Here is a 16,653-nt window from a genome sequence, read left to right on the forward strand (position 1 = left end):
CCTCGGCAATGTGATCGGCATGTGGACGCTGCGAGACGGCGATGCACGCACCCTGTGGACAACACAGTGGCCCGCCAGCGGCGCACCGGGCATCGCACAAAGGCTGGACAACAGCGCATCCGCCTCTGTCTCCGAATCGGCTCTGGGGGTGGACGCGCAAGGCCAGGCCCTGGCGGTATGGATCCACATGGAAGGCGACCGCGCACGCTTGTGGGCCAGACCCTACCGCGCGCCCTGAAGCCCGCGAAGGGCCACCAGCTCAGGCCGAAACCCAGGCGCCGCCAGCGTGCTTGCCGCCCTGGCGCAAGCGCTGTGGCCACCAGCGCCAGCGCGGCGCGGCGGCGCGCCGGGTACACACCACCGGCTCCAGCCGCAGCACCGAGGTTTCCAGCGCATAGGCGATTGCCCGCTGCTGGGGCCGCATGGTGAAGACCTCGCCGGGGTTGAGCACCACATCGCGCTGATCGTGGTCCAGCGTGATCCAGACACTGCCCTCGCGGCAGACCAGGCGCAGCGCGCCCTGGGGAATGACCTGCAGCGCCTTGTGGGGCATGTTGAGGTCGACGGTCAAGGTATCGGTTTTCATGGAACAGTCCTTTCACATCAGGGATGTGCATGACTGTACGGAGCCGCCCTATACTGCACAAACGATGTTTTTGAATGCTTCACATGCCATTTAAGAATGTGAAAACCCCGCCCCCGCCGATCCCGCGCTCGCAGATGCTGCGGCTGGACCTGCTGCCCTGCTTCGACGCCGCCGCGCGCACGCTGAGCTTCACGCTGGCCGCGCAGGAACTCAACCTCACGCAATCGGCCGTGAGCCGGCAGATCCAGTTGCTCGAAGAGAGCCTGGGCGCGGCGCTGTTCGAGCGCGGACACCGCTCGCTCACGCTGACCGAAGCCGGCGAGGTGATGCAGCGCGCCACGCGCGATGCGCTGGAGCGCCTGCTCGACGCCTCGGCGCGCGTGCGCCCCGGTCCGCGCCTGCGCCAGGTGGCCATGACCTGCACGCAAGGCTTCGCGTCGCTGTGGCTCATCCCCCGGCTCGCACGCTTTGCGGCCAACCACCCACAGGTGGACGTGCGCATCTCCGCCACCATGGACATCATGGATCTGGAACGCCACCGGCTCGACGTGGCGGTGCGCTTCGTGCCGTCCAGCGTCGGGCGCGGGCAGGCGCTGTTCGAGGAAACCGTGCAGCCGCTGTGCGCCCCCGCGCTGCTGCGCGACAAGGCCGCCCCGTTGCGCCAGCCCGCCGACCTCGCCCACCACACGCTGCTGACCGTGGAGAAACCCGCGGGTTATGCGCTCACCTCGGACTGGGACCCCTGGTTCCAGGTGATGGGACTGCAGGACATGCGCATGAAGAACACCATGCACTTCACCCAGTACGCCGACGCGGTGGCCGCTGCCGTGGCCGGGCAAGGCGTGGTGATCGGCCGTCTGCCGCTGCTGCAGTCGCTGGTGAACGAGAAGAAGCTGGTCGCACCGTTTCGCAGCGGCGCGGCGACACGCCGGGGCTACTACGTGGAGGTGGCGGACCACGCCCATGGCAACGCCGACGCGCTGGACTTCGCGAACTGGCTGCGTGTCGAGGCCGAAAGCGCGTGAGCGCGTGAGCGCGTGGGACAATCCGCGCCCATGACGCCCGCCCAGATCGAATCTTTTTTCGCCACGCTCAAAGCCACCAACCCCAACCCGCAGACCGAGCTCGAATACACCAGCGTGTTCGAGTTGCTGGCCGCCGTGCTGCTCTCGGCCCAGGCCACCGACGTGGGCGTGAACAAGGCCACGCGCAAACTCTTCCCGGTGGCGAACACGCCGCAGAAGATCCTCGATCTGGGTCTTGACGGGCTGGAGTCGTACATCAAAACCATCGGCCTGTACCGCAGCAAAGCCCGCCATCTCATGCAGGCCTGCCGCATGCTGGTGGAGTTGCATGGCGGTGAGGTGCCGCGCACCCGCGAAGCGCTCGAGGCCTTGCCCGGCGTGGGCAGCAAGACCGCCAACGTGGTGCTCAACGTGGCCTTCGGCCAGCCCACCATGGCGGTGGACACGCACATCTTTCGCGTGAGCAACCGCACTGGCCTGGCGCCGGGCAAAACGCCGTTGGCGGTGGAGCAGCAGCTGATGAAGCGCGTGCCACCGGCTTACGCGGTGGACTCACACCACTGGCTGATCCTGCACGGGCGCTACGTGTGCCAGGCGCGCAAGCCGCTGTGCCCGAAGTGTGCGGTGGCTGCGTATTGCGACTTCCCTGAGAAAACAACGACCGTGCGGTAGTTCGGCCCCGCCACGCCGCTCAGATGCGCAGCACTTCGCCCTTCAACGAGTAAAGGATCGCCACTACCTCATTGATCTCGGTGGTGCCGACCCCTTGGCTCTGCATCGCGGCAACGAAGTCGTCGATGGTCGCGATCAGTTCCTGCTCGCTGATGTTCATCCCGGCGTGTGCGTTGCGCAGATCGCGGCCCTCGTAACGCTGGGGCCCGCCTGCGCCCATGCAGAAGAATTGCGCCCCCATCCGTTTCGCGTGGGCGAGGTCCTTGCCGCTGAAGCGGGGACCCAGCAGTGGATTGACCGCGTGGCGATCAACCGCGTCGTCAACAATGGCGTTGATCCCAGCGGTCTCCCCGAGTCTTTCGTAGAGCGATTGCGTCATGGTGGTCTCCTGACTTCATTGCAAATGGATCAACCATGAGTCGAACTCAATGGATCCGGGGTCTGGGGCGGCGTCTGCGGGCTCTGGCTGCGGCTGCGCGAGTGCGCGGTCGATTGCCGAGTCGAGGCGGGCGAACGCGTCGGGCGTCAACATGTCTGGCAGCGTCAGCGTCGCTGTGCCGTAGGGGGGAATCAGGAAGGAAATCAGTTGCGTGGCCATGGTGTACTCCTGTTGAATGGTGCGGGTCCTGGGCAACCCGCGACCAGAGCATCGCCATCCGGTGTTCCTGAAACGTTCCTGGCCGCTGTGGGCATTGCGCATCGGGGTCGAGAAACGCACACTTGATCCGCCATGACCTATTCCCACGCCATCGAACAGTCCGGCCCCGGCAATCGCCTCGGGGTCCGTCTGTTGGGCGGCTTCTCGGTGTCGATCGACGACACCGAGGTGGCCGCCGAGAGCTGGCCCGGCCTGCGCTCGGCCCAACTGGTGCAGCTGTTAAGCCTGGCGCCGCAGCGGCGCCTGACCCGCGACCGAATCGTCGACACGCTGTGGCCGCAACTCGATCCCGACGCCGGCGCGGCAAACCTGCGCAAGGCCGTGCACCACGTCCGGCAGGCACTGGGCCGACACGACATCGTGGTGTTTCATGGCGGTGAGGTGGTGCTGTGGATGCACGGTCGCGTTGCCGTCGATGTCGACCACTTCGAGCAACTCGCGCAGGCCGCGCTCGCCAGCGGCGAGCGCGAGGCTTGCGCACATGCAGTCGACGCTTACGCTGGCGACCTGCTGCCGGGCTCGGCCTACGAAGCCTGGGCTGAACCGGCACGCGAACGGCTGCACGCACGTTTCGTTGCGCTGCTTCGGGCCAGCGCACAGTGGGAACGACTGGTCAGGGTGGAGCCCACCGATGAGCCCGCCCATCGAGAACTCATGGCGCTGGAGTTCGCGGCCGGCAACCGTGCGGCCACCGTGCGCTGGTACGCGCACCTGCGCGAGGCACTTCAACGGGAGCTCGGCATCTCACCCGATAGCGACACCGAGGCCTTGTACGAGCAATGCGTCGCGGGCTTGCAGCCAGCGGGTCCCGCCACCATCGGGCGTGCGTTGGTACGAGCCCAGGCCGCGGCCTGGCTGGGCATGGCCCCCACCGAACGGCCCGGCGGCATCGTGCTGCGCGGCCCCGCGGGCATCGGCAAGACCGCTTTCTGCCGTGAACTCAGTGCGCTGGCCCGGGAGCGCGGCTTGATGGTTTTTTCCGTGGACGCCGCACTGCCCGGACGCGCCTATGCGGTGATCGCAGCTCTGATCGAACGACTCGTCATGACCGACCGCGCCATGCTCGACCGCATCGGCGCGCCGGCCCAGTCGGTGCTGGCCCAGCTTAGCCCGCTCGCGGCACCAGCCGCTGCCCTGGCCGGCCCGTTGGGGCGGCACCAGGTGATCGGCGCGCTCCGACGGCTGTTGCTGGCGGCCTCAGGCGGTGGCCCCGTCATGGTGCTGGTGGACGACGCACATCTGATCGACGATGCCGACGTGGACGTGTTGATGCACCTGGCCTGCGCCGGTCCACCGGTGGGCGTGATGCTCGCAACGCGCATGCCCACGCTGGGGTCGGCGCTCGCCCGTGGTGTGTCGCGCCTGGTCGGCAGCGGCGTCATGCTGGCGCTCGATCTTGAGCCACTGGACGACGACGAGACACGTCGGCTGGTGGCCCAGGCAGCGCCCTGTCCATTGTCCGAAAAGAACGTGTCGCACATCGTTCGTGTTGCCGAGGGCAACCCGTTTGCGGCGATCGAACTGGCGCGCTGTGCAGAACCCTCGGACACGCGGCTGCCGCGCAGCGTCGCCGAAGCCATCCTCGCCCGCCTGTGCGACGTACCCGACGCAGCGCTGGCGTCGCTGAAGTGGATGGCCCTGGCCGGCGACGTCTTCGACGCCACGACGGCCGCCTCACTCACCCCGGACGCCGAGGCGCACGCATTTGCGGCGCTGGACCTTGCGCTGGCGGCGGGCGTGCTGGTGCTGGCCGGAACGGGCTACCGGTTTCGGCACGACCTGGTGAGACAGGTCTTGATCGAACAGATCCCGCCGCATCAGCGATTGAAGATGCATCGCCAGGCCGCCCAGCGCCTGAGCGAACTCGACGCCGCGCCGGCCCTTGTCGCACGCCACTGGCTCGACGGCGGAAACCCGCGCGATGCCGTGCCTTGCCTTCTTGCCGCGGCGCGCGACGCAGTGCGCCTGGCCGCCTTCAGTGACGCGCTGCGTCATCTGGAGCCCGTGCTGGCCTTCGAGGCCGGCCATGCCGAGGCGCTGCAATTGCGCGCGGAGGCGCTGGATGCCATGGGCGATCCGGCGGCGGTGGCTGCGTACCGGACGGCCGCCCTGGCAGCCGACGAGCCGATGTCACACAACCTGCGCGCGAAGTGCGCCTTGGCGCTGATCAAGCAGGGCGATCCCAAGGGCGCGCTCGAAGAGCTGGTGGGCGTGCGGCCGAACAGTGTGGACGGACGGCTGAGCGAGGCGCTGACCTACAGCGGCGCCGCGGCCCTGGGCGCGGCCGACCCGGCCATGGGCACGCGCAAGGCGGCCGAGGCACGGCGACTGGCATTGCAGGCCGGTGATGTCTCGGCCATCGTGACAGCCTCGTGGGCCCAGGCGGCGGCGGCGCACGCCCGCGGGGAGCTGCACCAGAGCGTCTGGGCCGACCTGCAGGACACCAGCCAGCTGCCGCACCTGGCCGTGCGCGTGTTCGACGGGCAGCTCTGCATCCTGCAGCGATTCCTCTACGGGGCGCGGCCCTATGCCGAGGTCATTGCCTTTGCAGAAGGGCTGGCTGCCGAAGCCGCTCGGATCGGCGCAGCACGTGGGCACGCTTTTGGCGTCACGTTGCGGGGCGAGGCGGAGCTGCTGGCCGGCGATCTGTCTGCGGCCGAAGAGCATTTGACGCTGGGTGTGCGCCTGCACAACGCCATCGGCGGCGCGACCGGCGAGGCCTTTTCGATGCAGCGGCTGGCCGAGGTCGCGATGTACCGCGGGCGACTCGACGATGCCCGTGCCCTGATCGACGAGGCACTGGACCTCGCGCGGCAGACCGACATCGGCTTTCACCTGATGGACCGGATCTACGGGACACGCATCCGTCTTGCCCGCAACCCGACCGCGGCGCTGCATGCGCTGGAGGAGGCCCGCGAGGCTGTGCGCGGCCCGCTGGAGACCTGCCCCGGCTGCCGCATCACGTTCGCGGTGCCGGCGGCGATCGCCGCGGCGCGTGCGAGGCGCCTCGATCTGGCCGAGGAATACGCCGGCCAGAGTGCCTATCTGGCGGATGTCGTGATGCGCTTGCCGGCCTGGCATGCGGCACACGACGAGGTGCTCGGCCACATGGCTGTCGCTCGCGGCGAGGGCGCACATGTGGCCACCTCGCGCTTTGCAGAGGCGGCTGCGCGCTTCCGTGGCGCCGGCCACCCGATCGATGCGTTGCGCTGCGAGCGGCTCGCGGCGGTTTCCGAGTCAGGCGAAGCGGAAGGATTTGGCGCGATTTGAGCGTTCGAGGGTTTCGCCGGCTCTGAGTTGCATTGATCCGCGCCCATCCTTGCTGGAGCTCCTGGGCGTCCGCTGCCGGCGCCCGCGACGAGCAGCGGCTTCTGGACTATTGGAGGCATTGCGCCATACGAAACGTATATACTTTGCATACGTTTCATATAAAGGTAACTGATGGGTATCGTCAAAATTTCGGACTTGATGCACGAGAACCTGCGCGTGGCAGGAACCGCGCTCAGCAGGTCCATCAATGCGCAGGCCGAGCACTGGATGCGGGTCGGCATGCTGACCGAGATGCACCCGGAGCTGGATCACCGGGAAATCTGCCAGATGCTGGTGAGGGCCGAACTCGCGGGGGGTCTGGACATTGCCATGTCGGTCACAGCGCCCCCTGGCAAACCCCGCGCCTCGTCGACGGGCAAACACTAGTGGGTCGCGGTGTTTCCATCAAGTCCGCCGAAGACATCGAGATGGCACGGCGGGCCGGCAGTCTGGCCGCGGAGGTTCTCAACATGATCGGGCCGCACGTCGTGCCGGGTGTGAGCACGGAGTCGCTGGACCGGATCTGCCATGACCACATCGTCAATATTCAGGGCGCCATTCCGGCCAACGTGGGGTACCACGGTTATCCGAAAACCATCCTCACCTCGGTCAATCAGGTCGTGTGCCACGGCATCCCCTCGCCCGACAAGATTCTGAAGAAGGGCGACATCGTCAACATCGATGTTGCTGTCATCAAGGATGGCTGGTTCGGCGACACCAGTCGCATGTACTTCGTGGGTACCCCGACCACTTTGGCGCGGCGGCTGGTGGAGACGACATACGAAGCCATGCTGGCCGGCATCCGGCAGGTCAAGCCTGGAGCGACGCTGGGCGATGTGGGCCATGCCATCCAGTCGGTCGCTCACCGGGAGCGTTTCAGCGTCGTGCGCGAGTACTGCGGGCATGGCATTGGACAGGTCTACCACGAGGAACCGCAGGTGCTGCACTACGGGCGTCGCGGAGAAGGCATCAAGTTGGAGTCAGGGATGGTGTTCACCATCGAGCCGATGCTCAACGCAGGCAAGCGCGAAACCCGGCAACTGCCCGACGGCTGGACGGTGGTGACAAAGGACCGGTCTTTGTCCGCCCAGTGGGAACACATGGTGGCGGTCACACCCCAGGGCTACGAGGTGCTGACGTCCTGGCCGGATGGCACAGGGACCTATGCGCCGGTTTGACGCTCGCCTTGTTTTACAGCGATACCAACGTCCACCCACCCGGCTCGGGCGCGTCCTTCGGCCACTCGGCCGCATCCTTGATGTGCACGCCACCACTGGCCACGATGTGCTGCACCGCGCGGATCACGCCCGCGTGCGTGACCCACACCACGTCAGTCGTCTTCGCAGGTCGCAGATCAGCGAGCGCGGCAGCCACGCGGTAGAGCAGCATCTGCGTGCTTTCGGCGCCACCGAAACGGTGGTGCGCGAAATCGGCCATCCAATCGTCGAAGGCGCCGCGTGGCATGCCGTCCCAGCGCTGCAGTTCCCAGTGGCCAAAGTCCATTTCGTTCAGGCGCATGTCCATGCGCGCAGCGCCCAGGTCGGGCCGCACGGCCTGCAGCGCGCTCACCATTTGCTGCGCTCGCAAGAGGCCTGAGACCCACACCGGGGTGCCGGGAGGCGGCAGCGGCGCGAAGGCCTGCGCGGCTTTCCGTGTGAGCGTGGCATCGGCCGGCACGTCGCTCGCGCCATAGCACAGACCTGCGGGCTGCAACACGGGCGCGTGGCGCAACAGCCAGAGTTTCATGGCAGCGACAGGGCCAGGCCCAGGTAGAACAGCACCTCACACACCTGCTGCGTCGCGCCCAGCCCATCGCCGGTGAAGCCCTGCAGGCGACGCTGCAGCAGGCGCCACATCCAGGCCAGGCCGATCAACGCGCCCAGCACAGCCTGCGCCCACGGCACCGCGGGCAGCAACCACACCGCCAGCGCCATGGCCAGCGCCCACCACAGCAGGCCCGCGGCCAGGCCGGCGTTGCCGATGCTCTCGGCCAGTGGTTTGCTTTTGGATTGCGGGGTGTCGCCCACATGCGCCAGCGTGCGGATCACGAACAGCGGCACCGTGCGCGAAGTGACATGCGCCGCGAACAGCGCCACCACCGCGAGCCACGCATCCGCTTGCGCCACCAGGGCCAGAAGCGCCACTTTGCTCAGCAACGCGAGCACCAGCGCGATCGCGCCATAGCTGCCGATGCGCGAGTCCTTCATGATCTCCAGCGCACGCGCGCGCTCCGCGCTGCCGCCCAGGCCGTCGGCCAGATCGGCCAGCCCGTCTTCGTGAAAGGCGCCGGTGAGCAGCACGCCGAACACAGTGCTCGCGATGGCCGCCACCCAGGGCGCGGCGGGCACCGGCGGCAGGAGCACCAACAGGCCCCACAACACCGCCGCCGTGAGCCCGCCCACGATCCAGCCCACGCCCGGAAAATGCGCCGCGCTCGCGCGCAGCATGGCCGGGCTGAAGCCCACCCAGTCGGCCAGCCGCCCCGTCACCGGGATGCGGGTGAAGAACTGCAGGGCCAGCAGGAAGTGGCGGATGGAATCCTTCACGGACTCATCCCTCCGTTCGGGCTGAGCCCACCACCGCCGTTCGCCCTGAGCCTGTCGAAGGGCTCGCATGGGCTTCGACAGGCTCAGCCCGAACGGAGTTGGTGTGCTCCGCTCCAACGGAGATTTCCTCGCTCCTGGACACACCCGCCGCCTCGAAGCTCGCCATCTCGCGCAGCAGCGCACACGCGCTCACCAGCAGCGGCCATGCCAGCGCCGCGCCTGAGCCTTCACCCAGGCGCAGGCCCAGGTCCAGCAACGGCTCGGCCTTGAGGTGCGCCAGCATGAGCGCGTGGCCGCGCTCGCCCGAGCGGTGGGCGAACACGCAGCGCTGCAGCACGTGCGGCTGCAGGTGCGCCGCCACCATCACGGCCGAGGTGGCGATGAAGCCGTCGACCACGATCACGCGCCGCTCAACGGCTGCCTGCAGCACCGCACCCACCAGCGTGGCGATCTCGAATCCGCCAAAGGCCGCGAGCGCGTCCAGCGGGGTGCTTGCATCGGCGTGGCGCGCGAGCACCTCGCGCAGGATGCCGATCTTGCGTTGCACCGCTGCGGCGTCGAGCCCGGTGCCCGCGCCGGTGACCTCGGCCACGTCCAGTCTAGCCAGGCGCGCCAGCAGCATCGAGGCCGCCGAGGTGTTGCCAATGCCCATTTCACCGAGCAGCAGCGCGTTGCCCTGCAGGCCCTTCAACACCTCGCGACCGTTGGCAATGGCCTGCGCGCACTGCGACGCGCTCATGGCCGGGCCTTCGAGCGCGTCGGCCGTGCCGTGCGCCACCTTGCGAATCAACAAGCCCGGCTGTTCGGCGAAGTCGTGCTTCACGCCGCAGTCCACCACCGTGAGGCCGATGCCGTGCTGGCGCGCCAGCACGCTCACCGCCGCACCACCGGCCAGGAAGTTCTCCACCATCTGCCAGGTCACGTCGCTCGGGTAGGCCGAGACGCCACGCGCGGCCAGGCCGTGGTCGCCCGCGCACACCAGCATCTGCGGCGACTTCAGCACCGGCTGCGCCGTGCCGAGGATGAGGCCGATGCGCTGCGCCAGCGCCTCGATGCGGCCGAGCGAGCCCAGCGGCTTGGTCTTGTTGTCCAGCGCGCGCTGCAGGGTCTGGGCGAGCTCGGGCTGGGTGATGTCTGGGATGTTCGTATTCATGGTGCGATGAGTTGTTCGAGCACGCCGGGCTCGACATGTTTTTCGATGAAATCGGCCAGACCGTCGAACACGGTCTCCAGCGTGGGCGCGGTGGCGCCGAACAGCGCATGCATCACGCGCGGGTCTTCAAACAGGCCATGCAGGTAGACGCCGAGCACGTTGCCCGCGGCGTTCTGCCAGCCCAGGCCTGCGGGCAACACCTCGCGTGCCACATCGCCACCCGCCGCCATGGCCGGGTGCTGCGCGGTCTGGCCATGGTGGATCTCGTAGCCGGCGGCGGCCACGCCCGAGAGCGCGGCCCACGCGCCGTGCAGGGCACCAAAAACGGTGTGCGTGTGTCGCACGGTTTTTTGCAGATCGAACTGCGTCACCAGTGGCAACAGGCCCAGGCCGGGTGCATTCCCGTCGATGCCGTGCGTGTCGATCAGCGCCTCACCCAGCATCTGCAGCCCGCCACACACACCCAGCACCGCCCCGCCCTGCGCGGCGTGCGCAGCGATCGCGCGGTCCAGCCCCTGCGTGCGCAGCCAGGCCAGGTCGGCGGCGGTGGCCTTGCTGCCGGGCAGCACGACCCAGTCGGCACCGGCGCAATCGGCGGGGGTGCGGGCCCAAATCAGGCGCACGCCGGGCACGTTCTTGAGTGGCTGGAATTCGTCGAGGTTGCTGATGCGCGGGTAGGCAATGACGGCGATGGTCTTGTTCACCGCGCCGGAGGCGCGCGAGCGGTCGTCAAAGACACCGTCCTCCTCGGGCAGGCCGTGTTGCCACCACATCGGCAGCGTGGCCACCGTGGGCACGCCGGTCAAATCCTGCAGCATCTGCGGCGCGGGCGCGAGCAGGCTGGCGTCGCCGCGGAACTTGTTGAGCACGAAGCCGTGAATGAGCGCACGTTCTTCAGCAGGCAGCAGCGCCCAGGTGCCATACAGATGGGCGAATGCGCCGCCGCGGTCGATGTCGGTCACCAGCAGGCAGCGCGCCCGCGCGTGCAGCGCCACGCGCATGTTCACGATGTCGCTGGCGTGCAGGTTGATCTCGGCCGGCGAGCCCGCGCCCTCGATCACCACCACATCGTTCTCCGCCATCAGCGCGTCCAGCGCGGCGGCGATCTGCGGCCACACGTGCAGACTTCGGCCGCGCCAAGGCATGCTGGACAAGGCCTCGCTCACCTGTCCCATCAGCACCACCTGGCTGCGCGTGTCGGCCTCGGGCTTGAGCAGCAGCGGGTTCATGCGGACGTCGGGCTCCGCTTGTGCCGCGAGCGATTGAAAGTACTGGGCCGAGCCAATTTCGCCGCCGGCCACCACCCTTGCGTTGTTGCTCATGTTCTGCGCCTTGAAGGGTGCCACCTTCAGGCCCATGCGCGCGTAATGCCGGCACAGCGCTGTGGTGAGCCAGCTCTTGCCCGCGCCGCTGGTCGTGCCCAGCACCATCACGCAACGCACGGTCATCGGCACACCTCCGTGCGGTGCAATGCCGTACGCAACGCGGCCTGCGCCTCGGGTGGCAACACACCCAGGCGCCAGTGGCCCGGCAGGCCAAAGGACGTGGTGTCACGCAGCTTGATGCCGGCCGCGCGCAAGGTCATCGCATCCAGCGGGTTCGGGGGTTCGCCGCAGACGTAGTTGGCCTCGCTGGGCAACACGCGCCAGCCCAGGTCGTTCAGCAAGCCCAGTTGTTCGTGCTTCCATTCGCGCAACGTCTCCAGACTCCGCGCCAGCCAGTCCTGGGCGGCCGGCGACACCCAGGCATCGAGCATGGCCACGGCGTGCGCGCCCAGCGGCCACGAGGGCGCCAGTTGATCGAGCGCGCGCGCCTCGACCACGGCGCGCTCGGGGGCGATGGCGTAGGCGCCGCGCACGCCGGTCAGCCCCATCGCCTTGTTGGGTGTCCAGAGTTGCCAGATGCGTTGCAGCGCGACGGGGTCGAGGCTGCAGGCGCCATTCAATCGCAGCGGCTCGTAGGCGCGGTCCAGCACCACCTGCGCTCCCGATGCGACCACGCGCCGTGCGAACGGCTCGATCTCGCCCGTCGGGCTCGACGGCTCGCAGACCCAGGCGAGGTGGGCACGTGCCGGGTCGTGCATGGGCTCCAACCGCCAGGTTTGAGCGGCACGCGCACAGTCGCCATAGGCCAGCACCGGCAGCCAGACACGCTGGCCACCCTCGCGCGCCACCCAGGCGGTGAAACGGTGGATGAACTCGCTCGCGCTGCCGGCCAGCACGATGCGCGCGGCGTCCACCGAGTGGAAGGCCGCGAGCGATTCACGCAGGGCCGCGTACGAAGGCTCGGGGTAGTGGCGCGCATCGGCCTGCTGCACCGCCGCCAGCGCCATGGGGCAAGGGCCACAGGCGTTGGCGTTGGTGGAGAAGTCCCAGCGGGGCACGCCCAGTGTGTCGGGGCCGCCGTGCGTGATGTTCATGGTGTGAAGCTCCAGATCAGCGCCGCCCACAGCAGCGCGGTGGTGGCGAGCAAGGCGACCACGCGGCCGGCCAGTTGCAGCGCGTGCGCGGTGTCGGCGGCCTGCGGGCAGCGGCCCGCGCCGTGCAATTCGTACACGCCGGGCTTGCCCAGGCGCACATCGAGCGCCAGCGCCATCGCAGCCATGGGCCAGCCGCTGTTGGGCGACGGTGTGCGCCGCGCCTGCGCCGGCAGTGTGCTCAGGCCGCGCGCCGATCCGAGCAAGCCCAGCAAAGCGGCGGTGATGCGCGCGGGCAACCACGACAGCACGTCGTCGGCCCGCGCGGCCCATTTGCCGGGCCAGGTCCAGTCGCGGCCGCCGCGCTCACCGCGGTAGCCCCACATGGCGTCTGCCGTGTTGGCGAAGCGGTAGAGCGCGGCACCGGGCAGCCCCGCCACGGCGAACCAGAACAGCGGCGCGACCACCGAGTCGTTGAGGTTTTCGGCGAGCGATTCGATGGCACTCTCGCGCACCTGCGCGGCGTCGAGCGCGGCCACGTTGCGGCTCACCAGCCAGGACAGGCGCTCGCGCCCCGCCGCCAGCGACTCGCCCAGCGCCGTCTCCACCGCCCGCACCTCGTCGCGCAACATGCGCCAGGCCAGCAGCGGCTTGAGCAGCACGCCCAGGGCCAGCGCCTGCAACCACGCCGGCCCCTGCCCCACGGCCCAGGCCGCCGCGAGGGCGATCAACAGCACCACGGCGGCCCCGGTGATCCATGCCAGCGCGCCGGCCAAGAACAACCGGGCAGCGGCGGGCGCGGGCTCGCCCATGGCGGGCGCCATGCGCCGGCCCATGGCGTCGAGGCCCTGCCCCATCCACACCACCGGGTGCCAGCGCGGCGGCGGCTCGCCCCACCAGCGGTCGATCAGCAGGGCCACCACCACCGCGATGGGCATGACCGCCCAGGACGACAGTGGGAAAAGCCCGCTCATGGCATTCATGCGGTGGCCAGCGGGGCGCGCGCCGTCTGGCCCTGCGCGCCGATGGCGCGGGCCGCGATGCGCAGCGCCCGCAGCAGCGTGTCCACGTCGGCGGGCTCGTGTGCGGCCGACAGCGCGATGCGCAGCCGGGCGGTGCCCACCGGCACGGTGGGTGGACGGATCGCGGGCACCCACAGGCCCTGTTCGCGCAACACGGCCATCACGGCCAGGGCGGCGGCGTTGTCGCCGATCACCAGAGGCTGGATCGCGGTGCTTGACGCCATCAGGGTCCAGCCGGCGGCATCGACCGCCGCGTCGGCACCGGGAGCCAGGCCATCGCGCAACTGCATGATCCGCGCCTGCAGTTGTTGTCGGCGGTGTTCGCCATCGGCCCCCAGCACACAGCGCAGGCTGGCGCGCACGGCCTCGGCCAGCAGGGCCGGTGCCGCGGTGGCGTAGGTGTAGCTGCGGGTCTTCTGCAGCAGCCACTCCACCAGGCGCTCGGGCCCGGCCACGAAAGCGCCCGCCACGCCCAGGGCCTTGCCCAGCGTGGCCATGTAGAGCACCCGCGGCGAGGCCTCGGCGCCCGTGAAGCCGGCAGCGGCCAGTGCGCCCCGGCCCTGCGGCCCGAGCACGCCAAAGCCGTGCGCGTCGTCCAGCAGCAGCAGCGCGTCGTGTCGCTCGCACAGCGCGTGCAGACCGGCGATGTCGGCGACGTCGCCGTCCATGCTGAACACCGCATCGCTGATCACCAGCTTGCGGCGCGCCGGGCTGGCCGCCAGCAGCGCGTCGAGCTGCTGCAGATCGGCATGGCGGTAGCGGTGCACCGTGGCTTTGGACAGCCGGGCACCATCGATCAGGCAGGCGTGGTTCAGCGCGTCGGAAAACAGCGCATCGCCCTCGCCCACCAAGGCGGGCACGGCACTGGCATTGGTGGCATAGCCGGCATAGAAGTACAGCGCGCGCGGCAAGCCCACGGCCTCGGCCAGCTCACGTTCCAACGCGGCGTTGGCCACGCTGTGGCCACTGACCATGGGCGAGGCGCCCGAGCCGACACCGTAGCGCTCCACCGCGGCGTGCACCGCCTCGCGCAGCGCCGGGGCCTGGGACAGGCCCAGGTAGTCGTTGCTGCAGAAGGCCAGCAGGGACTCGCCGTCCACGTTGAGCCGGGCGTTCTGCTCCGGCACCACCTCGCGGCGGCGACGGCGCAGCGCCTGGACATCCAGCGCACTCAGGCGCTCATCGAATTCGTTCAACCAGCTCACGGTCATTCCTTCATTGCCATGCAGAGGGCAGTTGCAGCGCGATGTGGCGCGCATCGGGCGTATCGGGGTGCCACGGCACGGTGCCCAGCAGGGGTGCGGGCAGGCGCTGGCGCAATGTGTCGATGTTGTCCTCGCGGCAAAGCATGGTGGGGTCGACCGCATTGGCCACCCAGCCAGCCAGCTGCAGGCCGTCGGCGCGGATCGCCTCGGCCGTGAGCAGCGCGTGGTTCAGGCAGCCCAGGCGCACGCCCACCACCAGCACCACGGGCGCGCCGATGGCGCGCGCCAGGTCGGCCAGTGTCTCGTGCTCGTTGATCGGCACGCGCCAGCCACCCGCACCTTCCACCACCACCACATCGACCAGCGCCCGCAGCGACCGGTGTGCGGCCAACAGGTCGGCCACGCTCACGGCCTGCCCCGCGCGCCGGGCCGCGATGTGTGGCGCGATGGCATCGGGCAAGGCCACCGGGTTGTCAAGTGCGGGGGGCACGGCCAGGGTGGAGGCCGCGCGCAGCGCGAGCACGTCTTCGCTGACCCACTGGCCCGCGTGGGCCACCAGGCCGGCGGCCACCGGCTTCATGCCGACCACGCGCCGGTGCTGGCGCGACAGCGCATGCAGCAGGGCTGCGCTCACCAGCGTCTTGCCCACACCGGTGTCGGTGCCGGTGACGAAGCAGCCGTCAAACGCCATCGCGCACCCCTTCCAGAGCGAGCGCGCTGGAGGGCTCTTCTTCGGCCAGCGTGGCCTGCAATGCGACGAGCGCGCCAGCGGCCAGGTGCGCTCCTTCAGCTTCGTCGATCACATACGGCGGCATGGCGTAGAGCGTGTGGCCGATGGGCCGCAGCAGCAACCCCTGGTCGAGCGCATGGCGGGCGTAGCGGCGAGCGAAGTCGGGCAGGCTGCTGCTCACGTCCCACGCGAAGATCATTCCTTGCCGGCGCGCGTGGCGCACGCGCGGGTGGGCAGACAGCGGCGCGAACTGCGCGGTCAGGCGCTCGCCAGTGGTCAGGTTGCGGCGCAGCGCGTCGGTCTGGTCGAACAGGTCCAGCGTGGCCAGGGCGGCGCGGCAGGCCAGCGGGTTGCCGGTGTAGCTGTGCGAGTGCAGGAAGCCGCGCGCGACCTGGTCGTCGTAGAAGGCGGCATAGACCTCGTCGGTGGTGAGCACCACCGACAGCGGCAGCGTGCCACCGGTCAGTCCCTTGGAGAGGCACAGGAAGTCGGGCCGGATGCCGGCCTGCTGGTGCGCGAACAGCGTGCCGGTGCGACCGAAGCCCACGGCAATCTCGTCGAGCACCAGATGCACCTGGTAGCGGTCGCACAGTTCGCGCACGCGCTTGAGGTACAGCGGATCGTGCATGGCCATGCCGGCGGCGCACTGCACCAGCGGCTCGACGATCAGCGCCGCCGTGTCTTCGTGGTGTTCGGCCAGCCAGTCGGCCAGGGCGCCCGCGGCCCGCTCGGCCACATCGGCGGCCGATTCACCCGGCGCGGCCGCGCGGGCATCGGGGCTGGGCACGGTGGCGCCCAGGCGCACCAGCGGCGCATAGGCCTCGCGGAAGAGCGCAATGTCGGTCACGGCCAACGCACCCACGGTCTCGCCGTGGTAGCCACCGGCCACCCCGACGAATCGGTTCTTGCGCGCTCGCCCGGCGTTGCGCCAGTGGTGCGCGCTCATCTTCAGCGCGATCTCGGTGGCGCTGGCGCCATCGCTGCCGTAGAAGGCGTGACCCAGGCCGGTCGCGGCCGACAGCCGCTCGGACAGCTCCACCACCGGCGCGTGGGTGAAACCGGCCAGCATCACGTGGTCCAGCGTGTTCAGTTGATCGATGAGCGCGGCGCGGATGGCGGGGTGGTTGTGCCCGAACAGGTTCACCCACCAGGAACTGATCGCGTCCAGGTAGCGCCGGCCTTCATGGTCGTGCAGCCACACGCCCTCGGCGCGGGCCACGGGAATCAGCGGCAAGGCCGCGCCATCGCTCGCGTGCAGCTTCATCTGCGTGCACGGGTGCCAGACTGCCGCGAGGCTGCGCTGGCGCCAGGCTTCGTTGCCGGACATGGCT

Annotated in this window: 18 protein-coding genes; 6 read left to right on the forward strand and 12 right to left on the reverse strand. The window is 69.4% G+C overall.

All coding sequences use genetic code 11. The features are described 5' to 3' along the window. Positions 1 to 19 precede the first annotated feature (19 nt). Complete coding sequence (locus ASE11_RS21695) at positions 20 to 238, forward strand: hypothetical protein (protein WP_056276681.1); 219 nt, start codon at positions 20 to 22, stop codon at positions 236 to 238. Between the two features lie 21 nt (positions 239 to 259). Here the strand turns inward: ASE11_RS21695 and ASE11_RS21700 are convergent, their stop codons facing one another. Beyond that, a complete protein-coding gene (locus ASE11_RS21700) occupies positions 260 to 586 on the reverse strand; it encodes a DUF2917 domain-containing protein (RefSeq protein WP_056276685.1) in 327 nt (108 codons plus the stop codon). A gap of 98 nt (positions 587 to 684) precedes the next feature. On the opposite strand from ASE11_RS21700, the gene ASE11_RS21705 reads away from it, so the two are divergent. Beyond that, positions 685 to 1,611, forward strand: coding sequence for a LysR substrate-binding domain-containing protein (locus ASE11_RS21705; RefSeq protein ID WP_235501409.1), 927 nt, complete (start codon positions 685 to 687; stop codon positions 1,609 to 1,611). Between the two features lie 30 nt (positions 1,612 to 1,641). Then, positions 1,642 to 2,283, forward strand: a complete 642-nt coding sequence (gene nth / locus ASE11_RS21710) for an endonuclease III (protein WP_056276690.1) — start codon at positions 1,642 to 1,644, stop codon at positions 2,281 to 2,283. 19 nt (positions 2,284 to 2,302) lie between these two features. Here nth and ASE11_RS21715 read toward each other — a convergent pair whose 3' ends face one another. Together ASE11_RS21715 and ASE11_RS21720 are read right to left on the reverse strand one after the other, a co-directional pair. After that, positions 2,303 to 2,662: a group I truncated hemoglobin gene (locus tag ASE11_RS21715; protein ID WP_056276693.1), complete on the reverse strand. Its 360-nt coding sequence runs from the start codon at positions 2,660 to 2,662 to the stop codon at positions 2,303 to 2,305. Positions 2,663 to 2,677: 15 nt separating this feature from the next. Then, positions 2,678 to 2,881 carry a hypothetical protein gene (locus tag ASE11_RS21720; RefSeq protein WP_156406452.1) on the reverse strand — a complete coding sequence of 68 codons (204 nt, stop codon included), beginning with the start codon at positions 2,879 to 2,881 and terminating at the stop codon, positions 2,678 to 2,680. Positions 2,882 to 3,013: 132 nt separating this feature from the next. Here ASE11_RS21720 and ASE11_RS21725 point away from each other — a divergent pair, with 132 nt between their 5' ends. The 3 genes from ASE11_RS21725 to map all read left to right on the forward strand — a co-directional run bounded on the left by ASE11_RS21725 (position 3,014) and on the right by map (position 7,428). Further along, complete coding sequence (locus ASE11_RS21725; RefSeq protein WP_056276699.1) at positions 3,014 to 6,211, forward strand: AAA family ATPase; 3,198 nt, start codon at positions 3,014 to 3,016, stop codon at positions 6,209 to 6,211. A gap of 171 nt (positions 6,212 to 6,382) precedes the next feature. Next, on the forward strand, positions 6,383 to 6,637 hold the full coding sequence (locus tag ASE11_RS21730; RefSeq protein ID WP_056276702.1) for a ParD-like family protein: 255 nt from the start codon (positions 6,383 to 6,385) through the stop codon (positions 6,635 to 6,637). Beyond that, a complete protein-coding gene (gene map / locus ASE11_RS21735) occupies positions 6,637 to 7,428 on the forward strand; it encodes a type I methionyl aminopeptidase (protein WP_082585939.1) in 792 nt (263 codons plus the stop codon). The genes ASE11_RS21730 and map overlap by 1 nt, the downstream gene beginning before the upstream one ends. A gap of 13 nt (positions 7,429 to 7,441) precedes the next feature. Here map and ASE11_RS21740 read toward each other — a convergent pair whose 3' ends face one another. From ASE11_RS21740 to bioA, 9 genes are read right to left on the reverse strand one after another with little or no spacing between them, the layout of a single operon-like run. Further along, positions 7,442 to 7,996 (reverse strand): histidine phosphatase family protein, encoded by a 555-nt coding sequence (locus tag ASE11_RS21740; RefSeq protein ID WP_056276705.1) that lies wholly within the window; start codon positions 7,994 to 7,996, stop codon positions 7,442 to 7,444. Then, positions 7,993 to 8,796 (reverse strand): adenosylcobinamide-GDP ribazoletransferase, encoded by an 804-nt coding sequence (locus ASE11_RS21745; protein WP_056276708.1) that lies wholly within the window; start codon positions 8,794 to 8,796, stop codon positions 7,993 to 7,995. Before ASE11_RS21745 ends, ASE11_RS21740 begins: the two co-directional genes overlap by 4 nt. A gap of 4 nt (positions 8,797 to 8,800) precedes the next feature. Further along, positions 8,801 to 9,949, reverse strand: coding sequence for a nicotinate-nucleotide--dimethylbenzimidazole phosphoribosyltransferase (gene cobT, locus ASE11_RS21750; RefSeq protein WP_082585941.1), 1,149 nt, complete (start codon positions 9,947 to 9,949; stop codon positions 8,801 to 8,803). Next, entirely contained in the window at positions 9,946 to 11,397 is a 1,452-nt protein-coding gene (locus tag ASE11_RS21755) for a cobyric acid synthase (RefSeq protein WP_056276711.1), read from the reverse strand. The genes cobT and ASE11_RS21755 overlap by 4 nt, the downstream gene beginning before the upstream one ends. Continuing rightward, positions 11,394 to 12,368, reverse strand: coding sequence for an aminotransferase class I/II-fold pyridoxal phosphate-dependent enzyme (locus ASE11_RS21760; RefSeq protein ID WP_056276713.1), 975 nt, complete (start codon positions 12,366 to 12,368; stop codon positions 11,394 to 11,396). The genes ASE11_RS21755 and ASE11_RS21760 overlap by 4 nt, the downstream gene beginning before the upstream one ends. Continuing rightward, on the reverse strand, positions 12,365 to 13,348 hold the full coding sequence (cbiB, locus tag ASE11_RS21765) for an adenosylcobinamide-phosphate synthase CbiB (RefSeq protein ID WP_082585942.1): 984 nt from the start codon (positions 13,346 to 13,348) through the stop codon (positions 12,365 to 12,367). The genes ASE11_RS21760 and cbiB overlap by 4 nt, the downstream gene beginning before the upstream one ends. Beyond that, positions 13,345 to 14,598, reverse strand: coding sequence for an aminotransferase class I/II-fold pyridoxal phosphate-dependent enzyme (locus ASE11_RS21770; RefSeq protein WP_056276719.1), 1,254 nt, complete (start codon positions 14,596 to 14,598; stop codon positions 13,345 to 13,347). Before ASE11_RS21770 ends, cbiB begins: the two co-directional genes overlap by 4 nt. Positions 14,599 to 14,602: 4 nt before the next feature. After that, positions 14,603 to 15,283, reverse strand: coding sequence for a dethiobiotin synthase (gene bioD / locus ASE11_RS21775; protein WP_056276721.1), 681 nt, complete (start codon positions 15,281 to 15,283; stop codon positions 14,603 to 14,605). After that, complete coding sequence (bioA, locus tag ASE11_RS21780) at positions 15,273 to 16,649, reverse strand: adenosylmethionine--8-amino-7-oxononanoate transaminase (protein ID WP_056276724.1); 1,377 nt, start codon at positions 16,647 to 16,649, stop codon at positions 15,273 to 15,275. Before bioA ends, bioD begins: the two co-directional genes overlap by 11 nt. Positions 16,650 to 16,653 lie beyond the last annotated feature (4 nt).

Source organism: Hydrogenophaga sp. Root209 (genome assembly GCF_001428625.1).
Taxonomy (GTDB): domain Bacteria; phylum Pseudomonadota; class Gammaproteobacteria; order Burkholderiales; family Burkholderiaceae_C; genus Hydrogenophaga.